Source organism: Stutzerimonas stutzeri (genome assembly GCF_013522825.1).
GTDB classification, from domain to species: domain Bacteria; phylum Pseudomonadota; class Gammaproteobacteria; order Pseudomonadales; family Pseudomonadaceae; genus Stutzerimonas; species Stutzerimonas stutzeri_AK.
This window is the reverse complement of sequence record NZ_JAAMQZ010000017.1, coordinates 35,064-56,009: the sequence shown is the minus strand read 5'-3', so window position 1 is coordinate 56,009 and position 20,946 is coordinate 35,064. Positions and strand designations below refer to the sequence as shown.

The window sequence follows — 20,946 nt, the reverse complement described above, 5'->3', positions numbered from 1 at the left end:
GGCTGCGCCGGCTGTCTGTTGGCTGCTCGTATGTGCTCAGGCTGTGGTCTGATTGAAAGTGCCGTGGACGATTGTCGCGGCTTCGTTTGCGGAGGTTCCCGATGAATGTCAGAGCCCTTTTACTGCTGCTGGGCCTGAGCCTGGCGTTGCCGGTGCAGGCCGATGCGCCGGGACGCGTCTGGGTCTATCAGCCGGACGGCAACAGCTATCGCATCGGCAGTGGTCCGTATCGGTACGACCCACGCAGTCCTTACCCGCAGCATCGCCAGTATCAGCAGAATCTGCCGCCGCGCTTTCAGGGGCAGTTGCCGCCGCAGTATTACGAGCGGCATCGCGGTGTCGATCGCCCACAGCGCTGGAACAAGGGGCGTCAGCCCCGCATGGATCATCCGTCGCGCTGGCAGCATGAGCGGCGGACAGAGGGCTATCGTCGAGACCACGGCCCGCGGCAGGGGCTTGATTACCGACCACCGCAGCGGCGCGACTTCAATCAGCGAGGTTACCGGCGCAACTGAGGCCGGCTGATTCAGCGGTTTCGCCAGTGTGGTTCACGTTTCTCCAGGAAGGCGTTGACGCCCTCAAGGGTGTCCTGGGCTTCGAACAGGCCGAGGAAGGCTTCCCGCTCGGCGGCTGCGAGGGTATTGGGGCCGCGACTGCGCACGCTGTCGATCAGGGGTTTGATGGCGCGGACTGCCACCGGGCTTTGTCGTGCGACTCGTGAGGCCAGCAACAGCGCGTGTCCGCGGGACTCTCCGGGCTCGACGATCTGCTCGATCAGGCCGATGCGCAATGCGGTTTCGCTGTCGAGACGCTCACCGCAGAGAATCATGCGCTTGGCCCAGCCTTCGCCTACCAGCCAGGCCAGCGCCTGGGTGCCGCCGGCGCAGGGCAGCAGGCCCACCGAGGCTTCCGGCAAGCCCAGCTGGGCCTGGCGCTCGGCAATGCGGATGTCACAGGCCAGCGCGCACTCCAGCCCGCCGCCCAGGGCGAAGCCGTTGATGGCGGCGATGGAAACGCCACGAAAATCGCGCAGGGCCTCGAAGGCTTCGCCGAAGCGACGTGCCATTTCCCGCGCGCGCAGCCGGTCGCCATCGGCGAAGAGTTTCAGGTCGGCGCCGGCGCTGAAGAACTTTTCGCCCTGGCCGCAGATCACCAGCGCATAGATATCGTCGTCGTGGTTGAGGTGTTCGATCACCAGCTTGAGGCCGATCAGCGACTCCCGGTCCCAGGTATTGGCCGGCGGATGGTTGATAGTGATCAGTGCGGTATGGCCGTGCTTTTCGACGGTCAGCTTGTGGGTCAGGTCGAAGATGCCGGGCTTGTAGGGTTCGAGTGCGTTGCTCATGGCAGGAATCCTCGCAGGGAGGTCAGGACTCTATCAAATCGTTGAAAAATTACCTGCGTTGGCAATACGTCGTTAAAAACAGCCTCAGAATGCTCATTTAGAAAACTAAACTCGTATGCGAGCCCAGTCCGTTCTTCGGCTGTTTTTGCCTCGTCTTGCCTGCCTCGCCTGCATTTTTCAACGACCTGCTATGCAGAGTCCGTCGAGGCGTCGGGGTTGCAGTTCCCTTGGTGGCGGAAGCGGGAATGGCGGGTTCTGCCATTCCCGCTGTGCCTGTTATTGCAGTTGCAGCGGCTGGTTGGCTGAGCGCCGTTCTTCCTGCCATTCGGCCAGGGTCGGCGCCGCCTCTTCGCCGGACAGGCGGTGGACGATTTCAAAGTAGTCTTGCCTGTATTTGTCCTTCAATACCTCTTCGCGCTGTTTCACTCTCACAGCATAGACTGTCTGTACGCTCTGGTGATCGAAGGGGCGCCAGTACTGTTCATCCTTGAGCAGCGTGTAGCGATGGCCTTCGAGAGCCGCGATCAGCTTTTCGCTGTCGAGGCTCTTGGCGCGGGTGACTGCATCGGCCCATTGGTAAACGATGGTGTAGGCGATGGCTGCAGAGCTGGAGGGGTGGGACTGATAGCGCTCACCGAAGTTCTTCACGAAGGCCTTGCCATGCTCGGACCCTTCAATCTCCGGGACGCGCCAGGTCCAGGGTTCGGTACCCAGTACGCCGCGCATGATATCGGGGCCGGCGGACTCGACCATGGTCATGCTCAGGTTGGGTACCGCAATCTGCATTTTCTTGTTCAGGCCCAATTCGTCGGCGATGCGCATCGCGCGCACCATGTCCTCACCGTAGAGCACCAGCGCCAGCACGTCGGCGCCGCTCTGCTCGGCCTGCTGCAATGCCTTGCGGAAATCGGAAAGGCGCGCGCCGGGGAAGGGGGTCTTGGTGCCCGGATGCTGGGACTGATCGGTGGTCCCGGTTGCCTGACGCAGCGAGCTTTCGCTGGTATGGCCCCAGGTGTAATCGGCGGTGAGGTAGAAATAACGCTTGTTCGGCATGGTTTCGTTCAGGTATTGCCCCAGCACCCGCGCACTCATCCAGGCGTTGTTGCATTCGCGGAACATGTACCTGTGGCCGTCCTTGCCGGTGGTGTCGTTGGAATAGGTAATGGTGCCAAAGTAGAGCAGGCCTCGTTCCTTGGCGCGCTTGCTGGCGGCGATTGCCACAGCGCTGGAGACACCGCCGAAGAGCATGGCTACGCCTTCATCGGCCATCCTGTCGACGTTGACCACCGCCTTTTCCGGGCGCGAAGCCGTGTTGCGGCTGATGAGCTGCAGCGGACGACCGAGTACGCCGCCACGCGCATTGATTTCGTCGATGGCAAGCAAGGCGCCGCGCATTTGCGACAGTCCTTCTTCTTTATAGCTGCCAGTGCGGGGATAATTCAGGCCAAGTGTGATCGGGTCCGCAGCTTGGGCAGCAAGACAGAAACCCAGCCCCAGAGCCAAGAGGGTAATCCGTTTCATCGCAGGATCCTTTTTTGTTTTTTTGTCGGCAGAGACGCTGTTGTACAGCGGCCTGCGCCACTCCGTCACCCTTTCAATGGTCGTAGAACTCACAGGCGTGCGGTGGGCAACATTATCGAAGCCTGCTGGTGAGCGGTAGTGCGCTGGATCAAGCTCTCTGCCGGCCGGCTCACTTTGAAACTCGACATTTTGTATCGTCACTGCTGCAGGAGCGACTATGAGTCAGGATCATCCCGTCAAGCTCGAAGCGAGCTGGAAAGCGGCCTTGAAAGATGAGTTTGCACAGCCGTACATGCGCGAACTGGGCGATTTTCTTCGTCGGGAAAAGGCCGCCGGCAAGGTCATATATCCCCCCGGCCCGCTGATCTTCAACGCGCTGGATTCCACGCCGCTGGAGCAGGTGCGGGTGGTCATTCTCGGTCAGGACCCCTATCACGGTCCCGGCCAGGCCCATGGCCTGTGTTTTTCGGTCCAGCCGGGCGTCGCACCACCGCCGTCGCTGCAGAACATCTACAAGGAACTCAAGCGCGATCTGAATCTGGAGATTCCCCGTCACGGCTATTTGCAGCACTGGGCGGATCAGGGCGTACTGATGCTCAACACCTCGCTCACGGTGGAGCAGGGGCTGGCCGGATCGCATGCGAAAATGGGCTGGCAGCGACTGACCGACAGGATTATCGAGCTTGTCAGCGAGCAGCGCTCGAATGTCGTCTTCATGCTCTGGGGCGCCCATGCGCAAAGCAAGGCGAAGCTGATCGACCCGACTCGGCATCTACTGCTCAAGTCCGTTCATCCATCGCCGCTGTCGGCGCATCGAGGCTTTATCGGCAACGGACACTTCAGCCGTGCCAATCAGTTTCTCAGGCAACACGGCCTGGAGCCTATCGACTGGCAGTTGCCGGTAGAGGTATGAGGCGGCGTCAGGCTTGACGCCGCCGAGGGGAATTACGGATTGGCGCCATGCTTCGAGGCCAGTTCCTGGGCGTGCTGGAGATGCTGCTCAAGTTTCGGCAGTGTCGATTCGGCGAACTGCTTCAGTTCGGCGTTTTCGCCGTTCCGGGCGTACTCACGAAACAGCTCGATGGTCTGCTCGTGGGCCACGACCTGGTTGTTCGCATAGGCCTTGTCGAAATTGTCGCCCTCGCGGAACTTGAGGATCATGGCTTTCGCCTTGTCCATCAGCGTGGCCTCGTCGGAAAGCTCCAGGTCGTCATGTTGTCCGGCAAGTTCAGCGAGTTTCTGGTTGGCCTGGGTATGGTCGTCGATCATTTTCTGAGCGAAGGTCTTGACGTCTTCGGAGTTGCTCTTGTCCAGCGCCAGCTTGGCGGTTTCGATTTCCGCGATGCCTTTGGCAGAGGCTTCGTCAACGAAGTTCTCACCTTCGACAGCCAGGGCAAGGTTTGCAGCCATGCCGAAGAACAGTGCGGTAGTGCCCGATAGGAACGCTTTGGTTGTGCTGTTCACGATGCTCTCCTTCAATCACCTGAGCGGCAGGATGCCGTCCCCTTTTAAGACTGGGGTGCACGGTAGCGGTTCCTTCCAGGTGCGAGGGCGAGCGGGAGCAATGGCTTTCCTACTGCAGCATGCTCATGGCGGCGTCCATTGCCGCTGACAGGTCTTCGTCTTCCTGCAGCAGGGTGCTGGGCTCCAGTCCCAGCCTGGCGAATGCCGGAATCCGGTTCCAGTCGAGCTGTGTGTAGGGGTGGGTACTGCCGATATGGCTTTGCAGGGTGGCGACCTGGACGATATCGACGTAGTCGGCCTTGTCCGATACCCGTGAAAAGTCCAGGTACTGACCGGGGACCGCGGCGATCGGGTCCGGGAATTCCCAGGTGCGCAGGATCTTCTCGCCGATGATCGGGTGAATCCGCTCGATCACGTGGTTGAGGCTGATGGAATCGCCGAGCAGTGTGCCGTGTTCTTCGGCATAGGTCAGGATCGGCAGGATGCCGATCTGGTGGACCAGGCCGGCAAGGGTCGCCTGGTCCGCCGGCAGGCGGGTAAAGTTGCGACACAGCACATGGCTGATTGCCGCAATCTCGGTACTTTTGTTCCAGACCTCGCGCATCTTGCGATCCACGGCGTCGGTAGTCGCCTGGAACATCTGTTCCATGGCCAGGCCGGTTGCCAGGTTGGCCGTGTAATTGATGCCGAGACGGCTGATCGCCGTCTGCAGGTCGTTGATTTCCTGATGGGTACGCAGCAGGGGGCTGTTTACCACTTTGATGATACGGGCCGTGAGCGCGGTATCGTTGCCGATCACCCTGGACAGCGTGGGAATGCTGACGCTGGGATCCTCCGCCGCCTCGCGTACGCGCAAGGCGACTTCCGGAAGGGTTGGCAGGACCAGTTCGTCATTTTCGATGGCCTTGATCAGTTCCTGCTGGACTTTGTCGGCGAGGGTGCTCATGTGATTCCTTCTGATTCCAATAAAGGTAGTCGCCGATGGCTGACAGGCGTTTTTGAACGGCCTGTCAGCGCTGGATTTCCCGGTCCGCATCCAGGGTGTACGGCAGATCGAGCAGGTCCAGAGGCTCGCCATCGACCGAGCCGAGGAATATGCGCCCATCGATGGCCGCGTCTTGCTGCAGCACGGCGAGCAGTTCCAGTGCTCCGTCGGCTCGGGCCGCCATGACCACCTCGCCGACACTGGAGTTATGAACCGGTGAAAAGAGTTCCTGTCCTGCCGCAGGCATTGACGCCTCGCTATTCTGAAAGGCCAGACGATGCAGGCGGCGCTTGAGTTTGCCGAGGTACTGCATGCGTGCGACGATTTCCTGACCGGTGTAGCAGCCTTTCTTGAAACTGACGCCACCCAGTGCTTGCAGATTGATCATCTGCGGGATGAACAGCTCGCGGGTTTCGCCGAACACCTGGCCGATACCGGCGCGAATCTGCGCCAGTCGCCAGTGATCGAGCGAGGCTTCGGCCAGTTGGGCGGCGAGTCGCTGCCGGATGGTTTCGGCCTCTGCCGCAGGCGCCCAGAGCTCTGCGCGGCCATCAGGCAGGCGGATGGCGATCAGGTTGTGCGCGGTCGCCACCTCGTCGGCTGTTTGCGACAGATCGAGGCCCAGACTGACCAGGGCACCGTCGCCACCGCGCAGGCCGAAGCGCACCCACTCCGTGCTTTCGTCATGCAGTTTCGACTTGGAAAATACCGCGAAACGGGCGAGATCGGCACGCTGCGGTTCCACCAGCTCCCTGGCCATCGCCAGCAGGTAGCCGTCGCCTTTCGGAACGATGCGGAAGCTCGACTGCATACGCCCCTTGGGTGTGCAACGTGCGCCCAGGCTCGAATGTCGGGCGTCGAGGTAGTTGAGGTTACAGGTCAGCTGCCCCTGCAGGAATTTGCCGGCATCCGGGCCGCGTACGGCCAGGATGCCTTCGTGCGACAGGACGCAGAAAAAAGCAGTGTCGGTCATGATCGGTCGCCGTGCTGAATCAGGCGAGCATCATAGCAGGACCGCTTGAAAACACAGCGTGCGCCAGCTGGCACTGCGCTCAGCCAGACCTTCGCGCAAGAGCGTGTCGGGCGCTGCGCCTGTGGCTATAATGCCGGGCTTCAAACGAGGAACATGGGCATGGTCGAACAATCCGAACTCAATCGTCTGTTCTGGCAGAGCCGTCGCGGCATGCTTGAACTGGATGTCCTGCTGGTGCCTTTCACCCAGGAGGTTTATCCGCAGCTGGATGAAGAGAATCAGCGCCGCTATCGCCAGTTGTTGAGCTGCGAAGACCAGGACATGTTCGGCTGGTTCATGGAGCGCTCCGAACCGGATGACGAGGACTTGCGCCTCATCGTTCGCATGATCCTCGATCGTGTCCAGCCCAAATAGTCAGCCGTTCGAGTGCCACTGGCGGGCGTCGCGCCTGTTGCTGGCGCTTTATCTGGCGGTGCTGGTACTGGCGGTTGTCACCCTGCTGGTGCTGCCGGTCCCGCCGTGGCTGCGAACGTCCGGCCTGTTGCTGTGCCTGCTGCATGCCGGCTGGGTGATCCCGTCGCGCATTCTGCTTGCGCGTGATGCGTCCTGGCGTGGCCTGCGTCAGGATCAGCAGGGCTGGTCCCTGTGGAACCGGCGCGGCGGCTGGCAGCCCGTGCAGTTGCGGCCCGACAGCCTTGCGCTGCCATCGATGGTTATCCTGCGTTTCAGGGCGCCGGGGCAGTGGTTTGCCCGTGGTCTCTGCGTCGCGCGGGACGCGATGCCGCCGGAGCAGCATCGACGCCTGCGGGTACGGCTGAAGTTCAGTCGACGTAGGTGGGCGGCACCAGAATAGTGTCGACGGCTTCGGGCAGCGCCTCGGGGTAATCCAGGGTGTAGTGCAGGCCGCGGCTTTCCTTGCGCTGCATCGCCGAGCGAATCATCAGGTCGGCTACAAGGGCCAGGTTGCGTAGTTCGATGAGGTCGCGGCTGACCTTGTAGTTGGAATAGAACTCGTCGATCTCACCCTGCAGCATGCGTACCCGGTGCTGGGCGCGCATCAGGCGCTTGTTGGTGCGGACGATGCCGACGTAATCCCACATGAAGCGCCGCAGTTCGTCCCAGTTGTGCGCGATGATCACGTCTTCATCCGAGTCGGTCACCTGGCTCGCGTCCCAGCTCGGCAGTGCGCCTTGCTCTTCGATGCTCGGCAACTCGCGGAGCATGTCCTGCGCGGCGGAGCGGGCGTAGACGAAACACTCCAGCAGCGAATTGCTGGCCATGCGATTGGCCCCGTGCAGGCCGGTAAAGCTGGTTTCGCCGATGGCGTAGAGCCCCGGAATGTCGGTCCTGCCGGCCTGGTCGACGACAATGCCGCCGCAGGTATAGTGCGCGGCGGGCACTACCGGGATGGGTTCGCGAGTGATGTCGATGCCGAATTCCAGGCAGCGCTCGTAGACGGTGGGAAAGTGTTCACGGATGAAGGTGGATGGCTTGTGGCTGATGTCCAGGTAGACGCAATCGATACCGAGCCGCTTCATCTCATGGTCGATGGCGCGTGCGACGATGTCGCGCGGGGCCAGCTCGGCGCGCTCGTCGAAGCGCGGCATGAAGCGTTCGCCGTTGGGTAGCTTGAGCAGGGCACCTTCGCCTCGTAGCGCCTCGGTGATCAGGAAGCTCTTGGCCCTGGGGTGATAGAGGCAGGTCGGGTGGAACTGGTTGAACTCCAGGTTGCCGACCCGGCAGCCGGCGCGCCAGGCCATGGCGATGCCATCGCCACAGGCGCCGTCAGGGTTGCTCGTATACAGGTAGACCTTTGCCGCCCCGCCGGTTGCCAGCACGACGAACTTGGCCCGGAAGGTATCCACTTCACCCGTGGCGCGGTTCAGCACATAGGCACCCAGGCAGCGCCTGCCGGGCAGACCGAGCTTGTACTCGGTGATCAGATCGACCGCGACGCGTTGTTGCAGCAGGTCGATATTGGTTCTGTCCTGGGCGCGGGCGAGCAGGGTGTTGAAGATTGCCGCGCCCGTGGCGTCAGCCGCATGAATGATGCGGCGATGGCTATGGCCGCCTTCGCGCGTCAGGTGATATTCGAAACTGCCGTCCTCGCGGTCGGCCTCGTCGCGGGTGAACGGCACGCCCTGTTCGATCAGCCACTGGATGGCTTCGCGGCTGTGTTCGACGGTGAAGCGCACGGCGTCTTCATCGCAAAGGCCGGCGCCGGCGACGAGGGTATCGGCGACATGGGATTCCACCGTGTCGGTGGTGTCCAGCACGGCAGCGACACCACCCTGGGCCCAGTAAGTCGATCCGTTGGCCAGGTCGCCCTTGCTGAGTATGGCGACGCGTAGCGTCGTTGGCAGGTTCAGTGCCAGCGTAAGGCCAGCGGCGCCGCTGCCGATGACAAGAACGTCGTATTGATGATGCTGGCTCATTTGAGATCTCGCTTTGGAGGCGCGGGCAGTATATAGAGTGTCTGTGGCGGCAAAAAAGCGCTCGCGCATTTTCTTAGGTTGCTCAGGAACTTTTCATGCCAGGCCCTTTCTATAGATAGTTGTGGATACAAGCCGGGTGCTCACCGAAGAAAGTGGGCGGAAGGCTTTTGCTGTGAAATACCGGGAGGCAGCGTCAACCGATCAGGTTTTCCGCGTTGCCTGCCAATGCCGTCAGGCGTGTGCAGTACAGCTTGCTAGGAAGGGGGAGAACTTTTGCGCAAAGCCCGGGTCTATTCTGGCAGGTCAGCTCGCTGGCAGGAGCAGCACCCCTTCCGGGTCATGAAGGAGTGTTTATGCTAACCCAGGAGCAGGACCAGCAACTGGTCGAACGAGTACAGCGAGGAGACAAGCGGGCTTTCGATTTGCTGGTATTGAAATACCAGCACAAGATCCTTGGGCTGATCGTGCGTTTCGTGCATGACTCCCATGAGGCGCAGGATGTTGCGCAGGAAGCCTTCATTAAGGCCTATCGGGCGCTGGCGAATTTTCGCGGCGACAGTGCCTTTTATACCTGGCTGTATCGTATTGCAATCAACACGGCGAAGAATCATTTGGTGGCCAGAGGGAGACGGCCACCGGACAGTGATGTCAGTTCCGAAGATGCGGAGTTCTACGACGGCGATCACGCCCTCAAGGACATCGAGTCGCCGGAGCGAGCGCTTCTCAGGGATGAAATCGAAGATACGGTCCACCGAACCATACAGCAGCTTCCGGAAGATTTGCGCACGGCTCTAACACTGCGCGAATTCGATGGTCTCAGTTATGAGGACATTGCAAACGTCATGCAGTGTCCGGTGGGTACAGTCCGCTCTCGGATATTCCGGGCGCGGGAAGCCATAGATAAATCGTTGCAACCCTTGTTGCATGAGTCCTGAGACAGCGGCGACAGCCAAGAGAGGAACCGCCATGAGTCGTGAAGCCCTGCATGAATCGCTGTCCGCAGTGATGGATAACGAAGCGGACGAGTTAGAATTACGTCGAGTGCTCGCAGCGGATGGCGATAGCGAGATGCGTGCAACCTGGTCGCGTTATCAGATTGCGCGTGCCGCCATGCACAGGGAGTTGATCGAGCCCCGCATGGATATTGCTTCGGCGGTATCCGCTGCCCTGGCCGATGAGCCGACCATCAGTGTCGTCAAGCCGCAGAAGTCCGCCTGGCGCAATATGGGTCGCCTGGCGGTTGCCGCCTCGGTGACCGTGGCTGTACTGGCGGGTGTTCGTCTGTACAATCAGAGCGAAGTCGCCGGGCCGCAGATGGCGCAACAGGCTGCCCAGCCGAGCATTGCCGTACCGCAAGCTGCTCAGGGGCCGGCGGTATTGGCTGGCTATAGCGGCAGTGACAATGCCGGAGCGATGGACGCCGAGGCTTCCGCTGCCGAAGGCTGGCATGAACAGCGTCTGCCTGCGTATGTACGCCAGCATGCGCAACAGGCTGCCTTTGGTAGCGAGTCTGAAAGTGCGTTGCCCTATGCGCGCGCCGCCAGTATGGAAGATCGTTAAGGAACAACATGCGTGTAATACCGCTTTGTGTGGTGCTCGGAGGCTGGCTGTCGATGCCGGCCTTTGCTGCTGATGCCGATGCCTGGTTGCAGCGTTTTGCGATGTCTGAAAAGAAGCAGAGCTACCATGGCACCTTCATGTATGAACGCAACGGCAGCTTTTCCAGTCATGCCGTCTGGCAATTGATCGAAAAGGACAGGCGTCATGAGCGCCTGTTGCAGCTTGACGGACCTGCGGCGGAAGTTCTGCTGGTGGATGGTCGAGTGCAGTGCGCCAGCGAGCAGCTGGCCTCCCAGGTCAGGGATGTGCAGCCGTGGCAGCAAGCGCAGCTCGATCCCAAGGCGCTCGGCCAGTGGTATGATTTCCAGTTGCTTGGTGAGTCACGAGTAGCCGGAAGGCCAACCGTGGCGCTTGCCGTACGGCCAAAGGATCAGCACCGCTACGGATTCGAATTGCATCTCGACCGCGAAACGGCGCTGCCGCTCAAATCGTTGCTGCTCAGTGAAAGCGGGCAGTTGCTTGAACGCTTCCAGTTCGTTCATTTTTCACCCGATGCCGTTCAGCCTGCTGATGTCGAGACAGGTGCGGCATGCCAGCCCGTTTCCCTGGCTACCGAAGGCGAAGCGGTTGCGCCGCAGTGGCGCTCCGACTGGCTGCCGGAAGGCTTTCAACTGCTCGACTCCAATGTACGTCCCAGCCCCGCTTCGGATGAGCGCGTGACATGGCTGTCCTATGGGGACGGTCTGGCGCGCTTCTCGGTGTTTCTTGAGCCATTGCGGGGCGCGGTCGTCGAGGATGCGCGCAACCAGATGGGGCCTACTGTCGCGGTGTCGAAACGTCTCACGACCGCTGATGGCGACGTGATGGTGACGGTTGTCGGCGAGGTTCCGCTCGGAACCGCCGAACGGGTCGCGCTGTCGATGCGCGCCGGGGCAGACCAGGCGTCGCGATGATAGAAGAGCCTGGGCGTGTGATTGCTGTGGAGTCCGGCGCCGTCTGGGTCGAGACGCAGCGCAAGAGCACCTGCTCCGGTTGCTCCGCCAGGAATGGTTGCGGTCAGGGGCTGATGGACCGGCTGGGCGTCCGTGAGCGGCGCGGGCTGATCCGCGCCCTCTGCGATCAGCGCCTGCAGGTGGGTGATTCGGTCGTTATCGGCATCCGCGAAGATGTGTTGCTGCGCGGTGCGGTCCTTGTTTATCTTTTCCCGCTCATCGTACTGTTCGCTTCCGCGCTGGCGGCCTCCGGGCTGTCGGCGCCGGAGCCATACGTGATACTGGCCGGGCTTGGCGGTTTCCTGGTTTCATGGCTGGTCGTGCGTGCGCGCAGCCGGCGAGCGGCAGGAGACTGCGCACTGCAACCGGTTGTACTGCGCGTCATGCTGGCCGTGGCCGGCGCTGATGCGGCGGTCGGTTCGTTTTCGCCAAGGGGGAATGATCTTGAAGGTTCAACGCACTAGCTGCTTCGCGTTCGTCGCTGCGCTGCTTTTTCTGGGGCAGGCGACGCTGGCACAGGCTCAGCTGCCTGATTTCACGCCCCTGGTCGAAAGCGCCTCGCCGGCGGTAGTCAATATCAGCACCAAGCAGAAAGTGCCGGCTCGCGCCCATCCGCAACTGCCTGACCTGGAAGGCCTGCCGCCCATCTTTCGCGAATTTTTCGAACACAGCATTCCGGGCCTGCCAGGCGGGGGGCAGCGGCGTGAAGCACAGTCGCTGGGTTCCGGTTTCATCATCTCGGCTGATGGTTATGTGCTGACCAACAATCATGTGGTGGCTGATGCCGACGAGATCATCGTGCGTCTGCCGGATCGCAGTGAAATGGAAGCCACGCTTGTGGGCGCCGACCCCCGTACCGATGTGGCGCTGCTCAAGATCGACGGCGAGAACCTGCCGACCGTCAAGCTGGGCAAATCCAGCACGCTCAAGGCGGGTGAATGGGTTCTGGCCATTGGCTCTCCGTTCGGCTTCGACCATACGGTGACGGCGGGTATCGTCAGCGCTACGGGGCGTAACCTGCCCAATGAAAGTTATGTGCCCTTCATTCAGACCGATGTCGCGATCAATCCGGGCAACTCCGGCGGGCCACTGTTCAATCTGCAGGGTGAAGTCATTGGCATCAACTCGCAGATATTTACCCGCTCGGGTGGCTTCATGGGATTGTCGTTTGCCATCCCCATCGATGTCGCGATGGATATCTCCGAGCAGCTGCGCACCGATGGCAAGGTCAGCCGAGGCTGGCTGGGCGTGGTCATCCAGGAAGTGAACCGGGATCTGGCCGAGTCCTTCGGGCTCGAGCGTCCGACAGGCGCGCTGGTTGCCCAGGTCATGGATGGCGGGCCGGCGGCGAAGGGCGGCTTGCGGGTGGGTGATGTGATTCTCAGTGTCAATGACAACGCCATCGACATGTCTGCCGATCTGCCACACCTGATCGGCACTATAAAGCCTGATACCGAGGCTCGTTTGGGCATCGTGCGCGAGGGCAGTCGCGAGACGCTGACGATCACCGTTGGCGCATTGCCGGAAGAGGGTGAGGAGGTCGCGACGGCGAGCAGTCGTGCGGAAAAGAGCAACAACCGGTTGGGCGTGAAGGTGTCGGAACTCACTGACGAACAGAAGCGCAGTCTCGACCTCTCCGGTGGTGTCGTGATCACCGAAGTGCTCAATGGCCCGGCGGCGATGATCGGTCTGCGGCCCGGTGATGTGATCACTCATCTGAACAACCAGGCCATCGACTCCGCTTCCACATTTGCTCGTGTTGCCGAGCAGTTACCGAAAAACCGCTCGGTGTCCATGCGCGTGCTGCGTCAGGGGCGCGCCAGCTTCATCACCTTCAAGCTTGCCGAGTAGAGCGCTGCATCCGATATCAGGGCGACTCGGTCGCCCTTGTCGGCGCTGCCGCCGTGCCAGCCAGGAGGTCCTGACTCGGCGTGGCGCTGAAAAGACCGATCAGGTACAATCCGCGGCTATTTTTCGGCGGGCAATCGGCCTGCGGCATATTCGAGTGTTTAGCTGTGAGTGACCTGAGTCATATCCGCAATTTTTCCATCATCGCGCACATTGATCATGGCAAGTCGACCCTGGCCGACCGCTTCATTCAGATGTGCGGTGGCCTGACAGAGCGTGAAATGGCTTCCCAGGTCCTCGACTCCATGGACCTCGAACGCGAGCGCGGCATCACCATCAAGGCCCACAGCGTGACCCTTCATTACAAGGCGCGTGACGGCAAGACCTATCAGCTCAACTTCATCGACACCCCCGGCCACGTGGACTTCACCTACGAGGTGAGCCGCTCGCTGGCGGCCTGTGAAGGTGCGCTGCTGGTGGTCGATGCAGGGCAGGGTGTCGAGGCGCAGTCGGTTGCCAACTGCTACACGGCCATCGAGCAGGGCCTGGAAGTCATGCCCGTCCTGAACAAGATGGATCTGCCCCAGGCCGACCCGGACAAGGTCAAGGACGAGATCGAGCACATCATCGGTATCGATGCGACCGATGCCGTTGCCTGCAGCGCCAAGAGCGGCATGGGCGTCGATGAGGTGCTGGAGCGCCTGGTCGCGACCATTCCGCCGCCCACTGGTGAAGTCGATGCGCCATTGCAGGCGTTGATCATCGACTCCTGGTTCGACAACTACCTAGGCGTCGTCTCGCTAGTCCGTGTCCGTCACGGTCGAATCAAGAAAGGCGACAAGGTGCTGGTCAAATCCACCGGCAAGACGCATCAGGTCGACAGCGTTGGCGTGTTCAATCCGAAACACACCAGTACGACCGACCTCAAAGCCGGCGAAGTGGGCTTCATCATCGCCGGCATCAAGGACATTCTAGGGGCACCGGTAGGCGATACCCTGACGCTGGCCAACACCCCGGACGTCGAGATGCTGCCCGGCTTCAAAAGGGTCAAGCCACAGGTCTATGCCGGCCTGTTCCCGGTCAGTTCAGATGATTTCGAAGACTTCCGCGACGCGCTGCAGAAGCTGACCCTCAACGATGCCGCCCTGCAGTACGAGCCGGAAAGCTCCGATGCCCTCGGTTTCGGCTTCCGTATCGGCTTCCTCGGCATGCTGCACATGGAGATCATCCAGGAACGTCTCGAACGCGAATACGACCTGGATCTGATCACCACCGCGCCGACCGTGGTCTACGAACTGGCACTGAAGAACGGCGAAACCATCTACGTCGACAGTCCGTCGAAATTGCCGGACCTGTCCGCCATCGAAGACATGCGCGAGCCGATCGTGCGTGCCAATATCCTGGTACCGCAGGAGCATCTGGGCAGTGTCATCACCCTCTGTATCGAGAAGCGTGGCGTGCAGCGCGATCTGCAGTTCCTCGGCTCTCAGGTACAGGTTCGCTACGACCTGCCGATGAGCGAAGTGGTGCTGGACTTCTTCGATCGTCTGAAGTCGGTCAGCCGTGGTTACGCCTCTCTGGACTACAGCTTCGAGTGCTTCCAATCGGCCAACCTGACCCGTCTGGATATCCTCATCAACGGCGAGAAAGTCGATGCGCTGGCACTGATCGTGCATCGCGACAATGCGCACTACAAGGGTCGCATGCTCGTCGAGAAGATGAAGGAGCTGATCCCCCGACAGATGTTCGACGTCGCGATTCAGGCTGCCATTGGCGGTCAGATCGTTGCTCGAAGCACCGTGAAAGCCTTGCGCAAGAACGTTCTGGCCAAGTGTTACGGCGGCGACGTGAGCCGCAAGCGCAAGCTGCTGGAGAAGCAGAAGGCGGGCAAGAAACGCATGAAGCAGGTGGGTAACGTGGAAATCCCGCAGGAAGCATTCCTCGCGGTGCTCAAGGTAGATAGTTGATATGTCGATCAATTTCCCGCTGTTGCTGGTGATTGCCGTTGCGCTATGCGGTTTTCTCGCGCTTCTCGATCTGGTGTTTTTTGCACCGCGTCGGCGGGCGGCGATAGCCAGCTACGAGCGCAGTGCCGGCGAGCTCGATCAGAGCACGCTGGAGGCCTTGAGCCGGGAGCCGGTACTGATCGAATATGGCAAATCCTTCTTTCCCGTGCTGGCCATCGTGTTGGTGTTGCGTTCCTTTCTGATCGAGCCGTTCCAGATTCCGTCCGGGTCGATGATCCCGACCCTGGAAGTGGGCGATTTCATCCTGGTCAACAAATTCGCCTACGGGATTCGGCTGCCGGTGGTCGATACCAAGATCATCGACGTCAGCGATCCGAAACGTGGCGATGTCATGGTGTTTCGCTATCCCAACGATCCGAATATCAACTACATCAAGCGTGTCATTGGCCTGCCGGGCGATGTGATTCGCTATGGCAGCGACAGGCGCCTGACCATCAATGGTCAGTCGGTGCCCGAAATGCTGGTGGGTGACGAGCCTGGCAGCCTGGGCAGCGCCAGGCTGTATCGGGAAAAACTGGGCGAAGCCGAGCACATGATTCGCAAGGAAATGCGGCGGTATCAGGTAGAGCCTGATCGCGAGTGGCGCGTGCCGCAGGGTCACTATTTCATGATGGGTGACAACCGCGACAACTCCAACGACAGCCGCTACTGGCAGGGTGCGGCGATTCCCGCTGAGCTCGCCGGCATGGTTCCTGACCGCAATATCGTCGGCAAGGCCTTTGCGATATGGATGAGTTGGTCCGATCCGAAGCTCAGCAATCTACCACACTTTTCCCGAGTCGGCCTGATTCACTGAGTCTGTGAATCACGGCCCGGTTCCTGCGGCCCGTCCCGCTATATTTATCCAGCCCCGATCGGTGGGTAATGCACGACGTAGAGGTCGACATGAGTTTCGCTCGTTCGCAAAAAGGGCTGTCCATGCTGAGCTGGATCATGGTGCTGGCGCTGGTGGCGTTTTTCGCCAGCACGGCATTCAAGATGCTGCCGCATTACTTCGACTATATGTCCATGGACAAGATCATTTCCGGGGTAGAAAGTGACCAAACTACGGAAGTGCGCAGCGTGCGTGACTTCTACAGTCACGTTCGCCGGGGCATGGACGTCAATGGCATTCGCGACCTGAATCTGGAAGAGGCGCTGAAGGTCGTGATTGAAAACAATGAATTCAGGGTTCACCTGAATTACGAAAAGCGCGAGCCCCTGATCCGCAATCTGGATCTGGTGGCGAACTTCGACAAAGAATATCGCCTAAGGATGCCGTGAGCACTTCGTTAGCCCGTCTCGAGCGCAAGCTCGGTTATCAATTCAAGGATCAGGAGCTGATGCTCCTGGCTCTCACTCATCGCAGTTATGCCGGACGCAACAATGAGCGTCTGGAATTCCTTGGCGATGCCATTCTCAACTTCATCGCCGGGGAGGCGTTGTTCACACACTTCCCCCAGGCGAAGGAAGGGCAGCTGTCCCGTCTGCGCGCGCGCCTGGTCAAGGGCGAGACGCTGGCGGTACTGGCCCGTGGCTTCGAGCTGGGCGAATACCTGCGCCTGGGTTCGGGTGAACTGAAGAGCGGCGGGTTTCGCCGCGAATCGATCCTGGCCGACACGCTGGAGGCCCTGATCGGCGCGATCTACCTGGATGCCGGCATGGAAACCGCGCGTGATCGTGTGCTGGCCTGGCTGGCCAACGAACTGCAGGGGCTGACGCTGGTCGACACCAACAAGGACCCGAAGACCCGTCTGCAGGAGTTTCTGCAATCGCGTGCCTGTGAGCTGCCGCGCTATGAAGTGGTGGCTATCGAGGGTGAGCCGCATTGCCGGACCTTCTTCGTCGAGTGCCAGGTAGCGCTGCTCAACGAGAAGACACAGGGGCAGGGTGCCAGTCGGCGCATTGCCGAACAGGTTGCCGCTGCTTCGGCACTCATCGCGCTGGGCGTGGAGAATGGACATGATTGAACAACAGACAGAAGATGCGGTAAGCCGCTGCGGTTATGTGGCCATCGTGGGTCGCCCCAATGTTGGCAAGTCGACGCTGCTCAACCACGTCCTCGGGCAGAAGCTCGCCATCACTTCGCGCAAACCGCAGACCACCCGCCACAACATGCTCGGAATCAAGACCGAAGGCGCCGTTCAGGCCGTCTATGTCGACACCCCCGGCATGCACAAGAATGGCGAGACAGCACTCAACCGCTATATGAACCGCACGGCCTCATCGGCGTTCAAGGATGTCGATGTCGTGGTGTTCGTCGTCGATCGCACGCGTTGGACCGAGGAAGACCAGCTGGTACTCGAACGTGTTCAGTATGTCGAGGGGCCTGTGATCATCGCGGTGAACAAGACCGATCGCGTCGAAGACAAGAGTGAGCTGCTGCCGCACTTCGAGTGGCTGGCGCAGCAGTTGCCCAATGCCGAGATCGTGCCGATTTCCGCCCAGCACGGGCAGAATCTCGATGTGTTCGAGAAACTGGTGGCCTCGCATCTGCCTGAAGGCGAGCACTTTTTCCCTGAAGACCAGATCACCGATCGTAGCAGCCGTTTCCTTGCCGCCGAACTGGTGCGCGAAAAGATCATGCGCCAGCTGGGGGCGGAAGTGCCTTATCAGATCACCGTCGAGATCGAGGACTTCAAACAGCAAGGGCATGTTCTGCATATCCATGCGCTGATTCTGGTCGAGCGCGACGGGCAGAAGAAAATCATCATCGGCGACAAGGGCGAGCGCATCAAACGCATCGGCCAGGAAGCCCGCAAGGACATGGAAGTGCTGTTCGACTCCAAGGTCATGCTGAACCTGTGGGTGAAGGTCAAGAGCGGCTGGTCCGATGACGAACGTGCGCTGCATTCGCTGGGCTACCAGTAAGCGAGAAGGCGAGAAGGGCGCTGGAGGCTGGACGAAAAAGCTGATGGGTGAGTCTTCATCGTGCGGATGGTCAGGCGCTGTGAGGGCGCCTTCGGATTGTCGGATTACGCCTTCGGCTAATCCGACCTACGACGCTTTGTAGGTCGGGTCACGCTTCATCGACCCGACGAGCGCCGGTGGGGCCAGAGAAAACCTGCCATGTGAATGCATAAACCCCGCACAGCCCCCATAGTCCCGCCCATATGGATTCCATCCCCTCCCAATCCGCCTTTGTCCTGCACAGTCGCCCCTATCGCGAGAGCAGTGCGCTGGTGGATTTTTTTACGCCTCAGGGGCGGCTGCGGGCCGTGTTGCGGGGCGCGCGAGGCAAGGCCGGTACGCTGGCGCGGCCCTTCGTGCCGCTGGAGGTGGAGTTTCGGGGGCGTGGCGAGCTGAAGAACGTCGGGCGACTGGAGGCCAATGGGCTGGCGCACTGGCTCGAAGGCAGTGCGCTGTTTGCCGGCATGTATCTCAACGAATTGCTGATTCGGCTGCTGCCGGCTGAAGATGCCCACCCTGATCTGTTCGAGCATTACCTGCAAACCCTGGCGGCGCTGGCGGCGAAACGTCCGCTGGAACCCCTGCTGCGCTCATTCGAATGGCGTTTGCTAAGTGAACTGGGCTATGGTTTTGCGCTTGATCGGGACGTCTGCGGGCAGCCTATCGCCAGCGCCGGGCTGTATCGGCTTGTGCCGGATACCGGACTGGAGCCCGTCGGTCATTTTCAGCCGGGGCTGTTCAACGGTGCGGAGCTACTGGCGATGGCTGAGGCTGACTGGGACGTTCCCGGCGCACTGGCGGCGGCCAAGCGGCTGATGCGTCAGGCGCTGGCGCCCCATCTGGGCGGTCGACCCCTGGTCAGCCGTGAATTGTTCATGAACATGAAGGAGTCCCCGCGTGACTGAAGCCAATCGAATTCTGCTCGGTGTCAACGTCGATCACGTCGCGACACTGCGCCAGGCGCGCGGCACCCGCTATCCCGACCCGCTCAAGGCCGCCCTGGATGCCGAGGAGGCCGGCGCGGACGGCATTACCGTGCATCTGCGCGAGGATCGCCGACATATCCAAGAGCGCGACGTTCTGATGATGAAGGATGCGTTGCAGACGCGGATGAACTTCGAGATGGGCGTTACCGAGGCCATGCTCGCCTTCGCCGAGCAGCTGCGACCGGAGCATGTCTGCCTGGTCCCGGAAACCCGGCAGGAGCTCACCACCGAAGGTGGGCTGGACGTGGCGGGGCAGGAGTCGCGCATCCGTGACGCCATCGACCGCATGACTGCCTGTGGTGCGCAGGTATCGCTGTTCATCGACGCCGATCCGCGTCAGATCGAGGCCGCCGCCCGCCTGGGCGCGCCGGCCATCGAGCTGCATACCGGGCGCTATGCCGATGCCCAGGGTGCCGCCGAACGTGCCGTCGAGCTGGCGCGCATTCGCGAGGGCGTGGAAGCGGGGCTGGGCCATGGCCTGATCGTCAATGCCGGCCACGGGCTGCATTACCACAATGCCGAAGCCATCGCTGCGATTGAGGGCATCAACGAGCTGAACATCGGCCATGCGATCGTTGCCCATGCGCTGTTCGTCGGCTTCAAACAGGCCGTTATGGAGATGAAGCAGCTGATCCTGGCCGCTGCGCCGCGGGCTTGATGCTTTTGGCGCGCAGGCTCAGGCCTTGCGCGCGATCAGCACCGCACGTATCTGTGCGCGGTGATCTTCCGGCGCCAGCGTGGTGCTTTCGTTGCCTCGGTCACCCGGAGTTTCTGCACCTGCTCATCGCTCCTGAGCAGGCAGTCTTTCAGCTCCAGCAGGTCGGTTGATCACTGCCTCTGGAGTTGAATTCGATACCCTGAAGATCGTTGGTAAGAGCGTGACGCATACTCTCAATCAGTTGTCGGGCCGTAGAAGTAATGCCTTTGTATGGTGGTGTCAGGGCGTAAAGAGTGGCAGGTGGTAAATGCTCACTGGGGCAGGCCAGTTTCAGGTTCTGTGCGGCCAAGTCTGTACTGCAGGCATAAAGTGGCAAGCAGGCCAGACCCAGCCCGGCACGGGCGGCTTTGAGTAGTGTCTGGGTATTTTCGGCGAGCAATGCTGGCTGATGGATTTCTCGTGGCCCACTCTGTAGTCGCCAGGCTTGGGGCTGAGTGTTGGCTCCGAGCGTCAAGAGGTTGTTGTCAGCGATGCCGTCCAGCGTTGATGGGTTGCCCAGGCTCGTCAGCAATGCGGGGCTGCCCACGATCACCATGGATAATTCGGCGAGTGGGCGGGCTACGATATTACTGTCTTCGGGTACCTCGTTCAGGTTCAGTGCCAGATCGAGGCGTTGGGTGGCGAGATCCACTGGCCGGTCTTCCAGGATCAGCGCGAACTGTACTCTCGGGTGGCTACGCTGGAATTCAGCCATAGCGCCCAGAACCCAATCCGCTAGTGCGCTGGGAGCCGCCAGCCGAATCAAGCCGGATGGCGTGTTGTTGGTTTCCACTGCGCACTGAAGTGCAGCCTCCAGGGCTGAGATCATCTCCAGTGCGTGCCGATAGATCTGCTCACCGACCGTGGTCATGGCAAACAGGCGGGTGCTGCGGTTGAGCAACTGCACCTTGAGTACCTGTTCGAGCTGGGCGATGCGCCGGCTGAGGCTGGATTTGGCGATCCCGGTGCGTTCGGCTGCGCCAGAAAAGCTCCCGGCTTCGACGACTTGGGCGTACCAGTAGAGATCGCCCAGGGTTCTTGCTGTAGTCGAGGTTTTTGGTTGTTGTTTTTGGGACGCTCTGTTCGCCCTGGGAGAACGTTCGCTCATTATTCCCTCCGTATTATTGCGCTATCTTATTTGCCGCTTTGCATCTGGGCTTTTGAATAAGAGGGCGTGACCTTTGCCAGAGGAGGACATCGCCGAAGAACCTGCCCTTCGACTTG

At 60.8% G+C, this 20,946-nt stretch carries 23 protein-coding genes; 16 read left to right on the top strand and 7 right to left on the bottom strand.

Going from position 1 to position 20,946, the window contains the following annotated elements; all coding sequences use genetic code 11:
• Positions 1 to 101 precede the first annotated feature (101 nt).
• Positions 102 to 515, top strand: a complete 414-nt coding sequence (locus G7020_RS12485) for a hypothetical protein (protein WP_181084859.1) — start codon at positions 102 to 104, stop codon at positions 513 to 515.
• Between the two features lie 11 nt (positions 516 to 526).
• Here the strand turns inward: G7020_RS12485 and G7020_RS12480 are convergent, their stop codons facing one another.
• Together G7020_RS12480 and G7020_RS12475 are read right to left on the bottom strand one after the other, a co-directional pair.
• Positions 527 to 1,345, bottom strand: coding sequence for an enoyl-CoA hydratase (locus G7020_RS12480; RefSeq protein WP_181084857.1), 819 nt, complete (start codon positions 1,343 to 1,345; stop codon positions 527 to 529).
• Positions 1,346 to 1,621: 276 nt separating this feature from the next.
• Positions 1,622 to 2,866 (bottom strand): substrate-binding protein, encoded by a 1,245-nt coding sequence (locus G7020_RS12475; RefSeq protein WP_181084855.1) that lies wholly within the window; start codon positions 2,864 to 2,866, stop codon positions 1,622 to 1,624.
• Positions 2,867 to 3,083: 217 nt separating this feature from the next.
• Between G7020_RS12475 and ung the strand changes: the two genes are divergently transcribed.
• The gene (gene ung, locus G7020_RS12470; RefSeq protein ID WP_181084853.1) at positions 3,084 to 3,779 is read left to right on the top strand and encodes a uracil-DNA glycosylase; all 696 of its coding nucleotides are present in this window, start codon (positions 3,084 to 3,086) and stop codon (positions 3,777 to 3,779) included.
• 32 nt (positions 3,780 to 3,811) lie between these two features.
• Here the strand turns inward: ung and G7020_RS12465 are convergent, their stop codons facing one another.
• The 3 genes from G7020_RS12465 to G7020_RS12455 all read right to left on the bottom strand — a co-directional run bounded on the left by G7020_RS12465 (position 3,812) and on the right by G7020_RS12455 (position 6,288).
• Entirely contained in the window at positions 3,812 to 4,330 is a 519-nt protein-coding gene (locus tag G7020_RS12465; protein ID WP_336509719.1) for a DUF4142 domain-containing protein, read from the bottom strand.
• Between the two features lie 109 nt (positions 4,331 to 4,439).
• Positions 4,440 to 5,276: an HDOD domain-containing protein gene (locus G7020_RS12460; RefSeq protein WP_181084851.1), complete on the bottom strand. Its 837-nt coding sequence runs from the start codon at positions 5,274 to 5,276 to the stop codon at positions 4,440 to 4,442.
• A gap of 64 nt (positions 5,277 to 5,340) precedes the next feature.
• Complete coding sequence (locus G7020_RS12455) at positions 5,341 to 6,288, bottom strand: YgfZ/GcvT domain-containing protein (RefSeq protein WP_181084849.1); 948 nt, start codon at positions 6,286 to 6,288, stop codon at positions 5,341 to 5,343.
• Between the two features lie 159 nt (positions 6,289 to 6,447).
• On the opposite strand from G7020_RS12455, the gene G7020_RS12450 reads away from it, so the two are divergent.
• Positions 6,448 to 6,702, top strand: coding sequence for a succinate dehydrogenase assembly factor 2 (locus tag G7020_RS12450; RefSeq protein ID WP_181084847.1), 255 nt, complete (start codon positions 6,448 to 6,450; stop codon positions 6,700 to 6,702).
• On the top strand, positions 6,686 to 7,141 hold the full coding sequence (locus tag G7020_RS12445; protein ID WP_181084845.1) for a protein YgfX: 456 nt from the start codon (positions 6,686 to 6,688) through the stop codon (positions 7,139 to 7,141). Before G7020_RS12450 ends, G7020_RS12445 begins: the two co-directional genes overlap by 17 nt.
• On the opposite strand, the gene nadB is transcribed toward G7020_RS12445, so the two are convergent.
• Positions 7,110 to 8,723, bottom strand: coding sequence for an L-aspartate oxidase (nadB, locus tag G7020_RS12440; RefSeq protein WP_181084843.1), 1,614 nt, complete (start codon positions 8,721 to 8,723; stop codon positions 7,110 to 7,112). The genes G7020_RS12445 and nadB overlap by 32 nt on opposite strands.
• A gap of 353 nt (positions 8,724 to 9,076) precedes the next feature.
• Between nadB and rpoE the strand changes: the two genes are divergently transcribed.
• The 12 genes from rpoE to pdxJ all read left to right on the top strand — a co-directional run bounded on the left by rpoE (position 9,077) and on the right by pdxJ (position 19,683).
• Entirely contained in the window at positions 9,077 to 9,658 is a 582-nt protein-coding gene (gene rpoE / locus G7020_RS12435) for an RNA polymerase sigma factor RpoE (protein WP_014851841.1), read from the top strand.
• A gap of 31 nt (positions 9,659 to 9,689) precedes the next feature.
• Positions 9,690 to 10,283 (top strand): sigma-E factor negative regulatory protein, encoded by a 594-nt coding sequence (locus tag G7020_RS12430; RefSeq protein WP_181084841.1) that lies wholly within the window; start codon positions 9,690 to 9,692, stop codon positions 10,281 to 10,283.
• Positions 10,284 to 10,291: 8 nt separating this feature from the next.
• Positions 10,292 to 11,236, top strand: coding sequence for a MucB/RseB C-terminal domain-containing protein (locus G7020_RS12425; RefSeq protein WP_181084840.1), 945 nt, complete (start codon positions 10,292 to 10,294; stop codon positions 11,234 to 11,236).
• Positions 11,233 to 11,739 (top strand): SoxR reducing system RseC family protein, encoded by a 507-nt coding sequence (locus G7020_RS12420; protein WP_181084838.1) that lies wholly within the window; start codon positions 11,233 to 11,235, stop codon positions 11,737 to 11,739. Before G7020_RS12425 ends, G7020_RS12420 begins: the two co-directional genes overlap by 4 nt.
• Positions 11,720 to 13,126 carry a DegQ family serine endoprotease gene (locus G7020_RS12415; RefSeq protein ID WP_258189337.1) on the top strand — a complete coding sequence of 469 codons (1,407 nt, stop codon included), beginning with the start codon at positions 11,720 to 11,722 and terminating at the stop codon, positions 13,124 to 13,126. The genes G7020_RS12420 and G7020_RS12415 overlap by 20 nt, the downstream gene beginning before the upstream one ends.
• Positions 13,127 to 13,290: 164 nt before the next feature.
• Positions 13,291 to 15,090 (top strand): translation elongation factor 4, encoded by a 1,800-nt coding sequence (gene lepA, locus G7020_RS12410; RefSeq protein ID WP_181084834.1) that lies wholly within the window; start codon positions 13,291 to 13,293, stop codon positions 15,088 to 15,090.
• Between the two features lies 1 nt (position 15,091).
• Entirely contained in the window at positions 15,092 to 15,946 is an 855-nt protein-coding gene (gene lepB, locus G7020_RS12405) for a signal peptidase I (protein WP_181084832.1), read from the top strand.
• Positions 15,947 to 16,035: 89 nt separating this feature from the next.
• Positions 16,036 to 16,413 (top strand): DUF4845 domain-containing protein, encoded by a 378-nt coding sequence (locus G7020_RS12400; RefSeq protein WP_181084830.1) that lies wholly within the window; start codon positions 16,036 to 16,038, stop codon positions 16,411 to 16,413.
• Positions 16,410 to 17,099, top strand: a complete 690-nt coding sequence (rnc, locus tag G7020_RS12395; RefSeq protein ID WP_181084828.1) for a ribonuclease III — start codon at positions 16,410 to 16,412, stop codon at positions 17,097 to 17,099. The genes G7020_RS12400 and rnc overlap by 4 nt, the downstream gene beginning before the upstream one ends.
• Positions 17,092 to 18,000: a GTPase Era gene (era, locus tag G7020_RS12390; RefSeq protein WP_181084826.1), complete on the top strand. Its 909-nt coding sequence runs from the start codon at positions 17,092 to 17,094 to the stop codon at positions 17,998 to 18,000. The genes rnc and era overlap by 8 nt, the downstream gene beginning before the upstream one ends.
• A gap of 242 nt (positions 18,001 to 18,242) precedes the next feature.
• A complete protein-coding gene (recO, locus tag G7020_RS12385) occupies positions 18,243 to 18,944 on the top strand; it encodes a DNA repair protein RecO (protein WP_181084824.1) in 702 nt (233 codons plus the stop codon).
• A complete protein-coding gene (gene pdxJ / locus G7020_RS12380) occupies positions 18,937 to 19,683 on the top strand; it encodes a pyridoxine 5'-phosphate synthase (RefSeq protein WP_181084822.1) in 747 nt (248 codons plus the stop codon). Before recO ends, pdxJ begins: the two co-directional genes overlap by 8 nt.
• Positions 19,684 to 19,831: 148 nt before the next feature.
• Here pdxJ and G7020_RS12375 read toward each other — a convergent pair whose 3' ends face one another.
• Positions 19,832 to 20,830 carry a LysR family transcriptional regulator gene (locus tag G7020_RS12375; protein WP_181084820.1) on the bottom strand — a complete coding sequence of 333 codons (999 nt, stop codon included), beginning with the start codon at positions 20,828 to 20,830 and terminating at the stop codon, positions 19,832 to 19,834.
• Positions 20,831 to 20,946 lie beyond the last annotated feature (116 nt).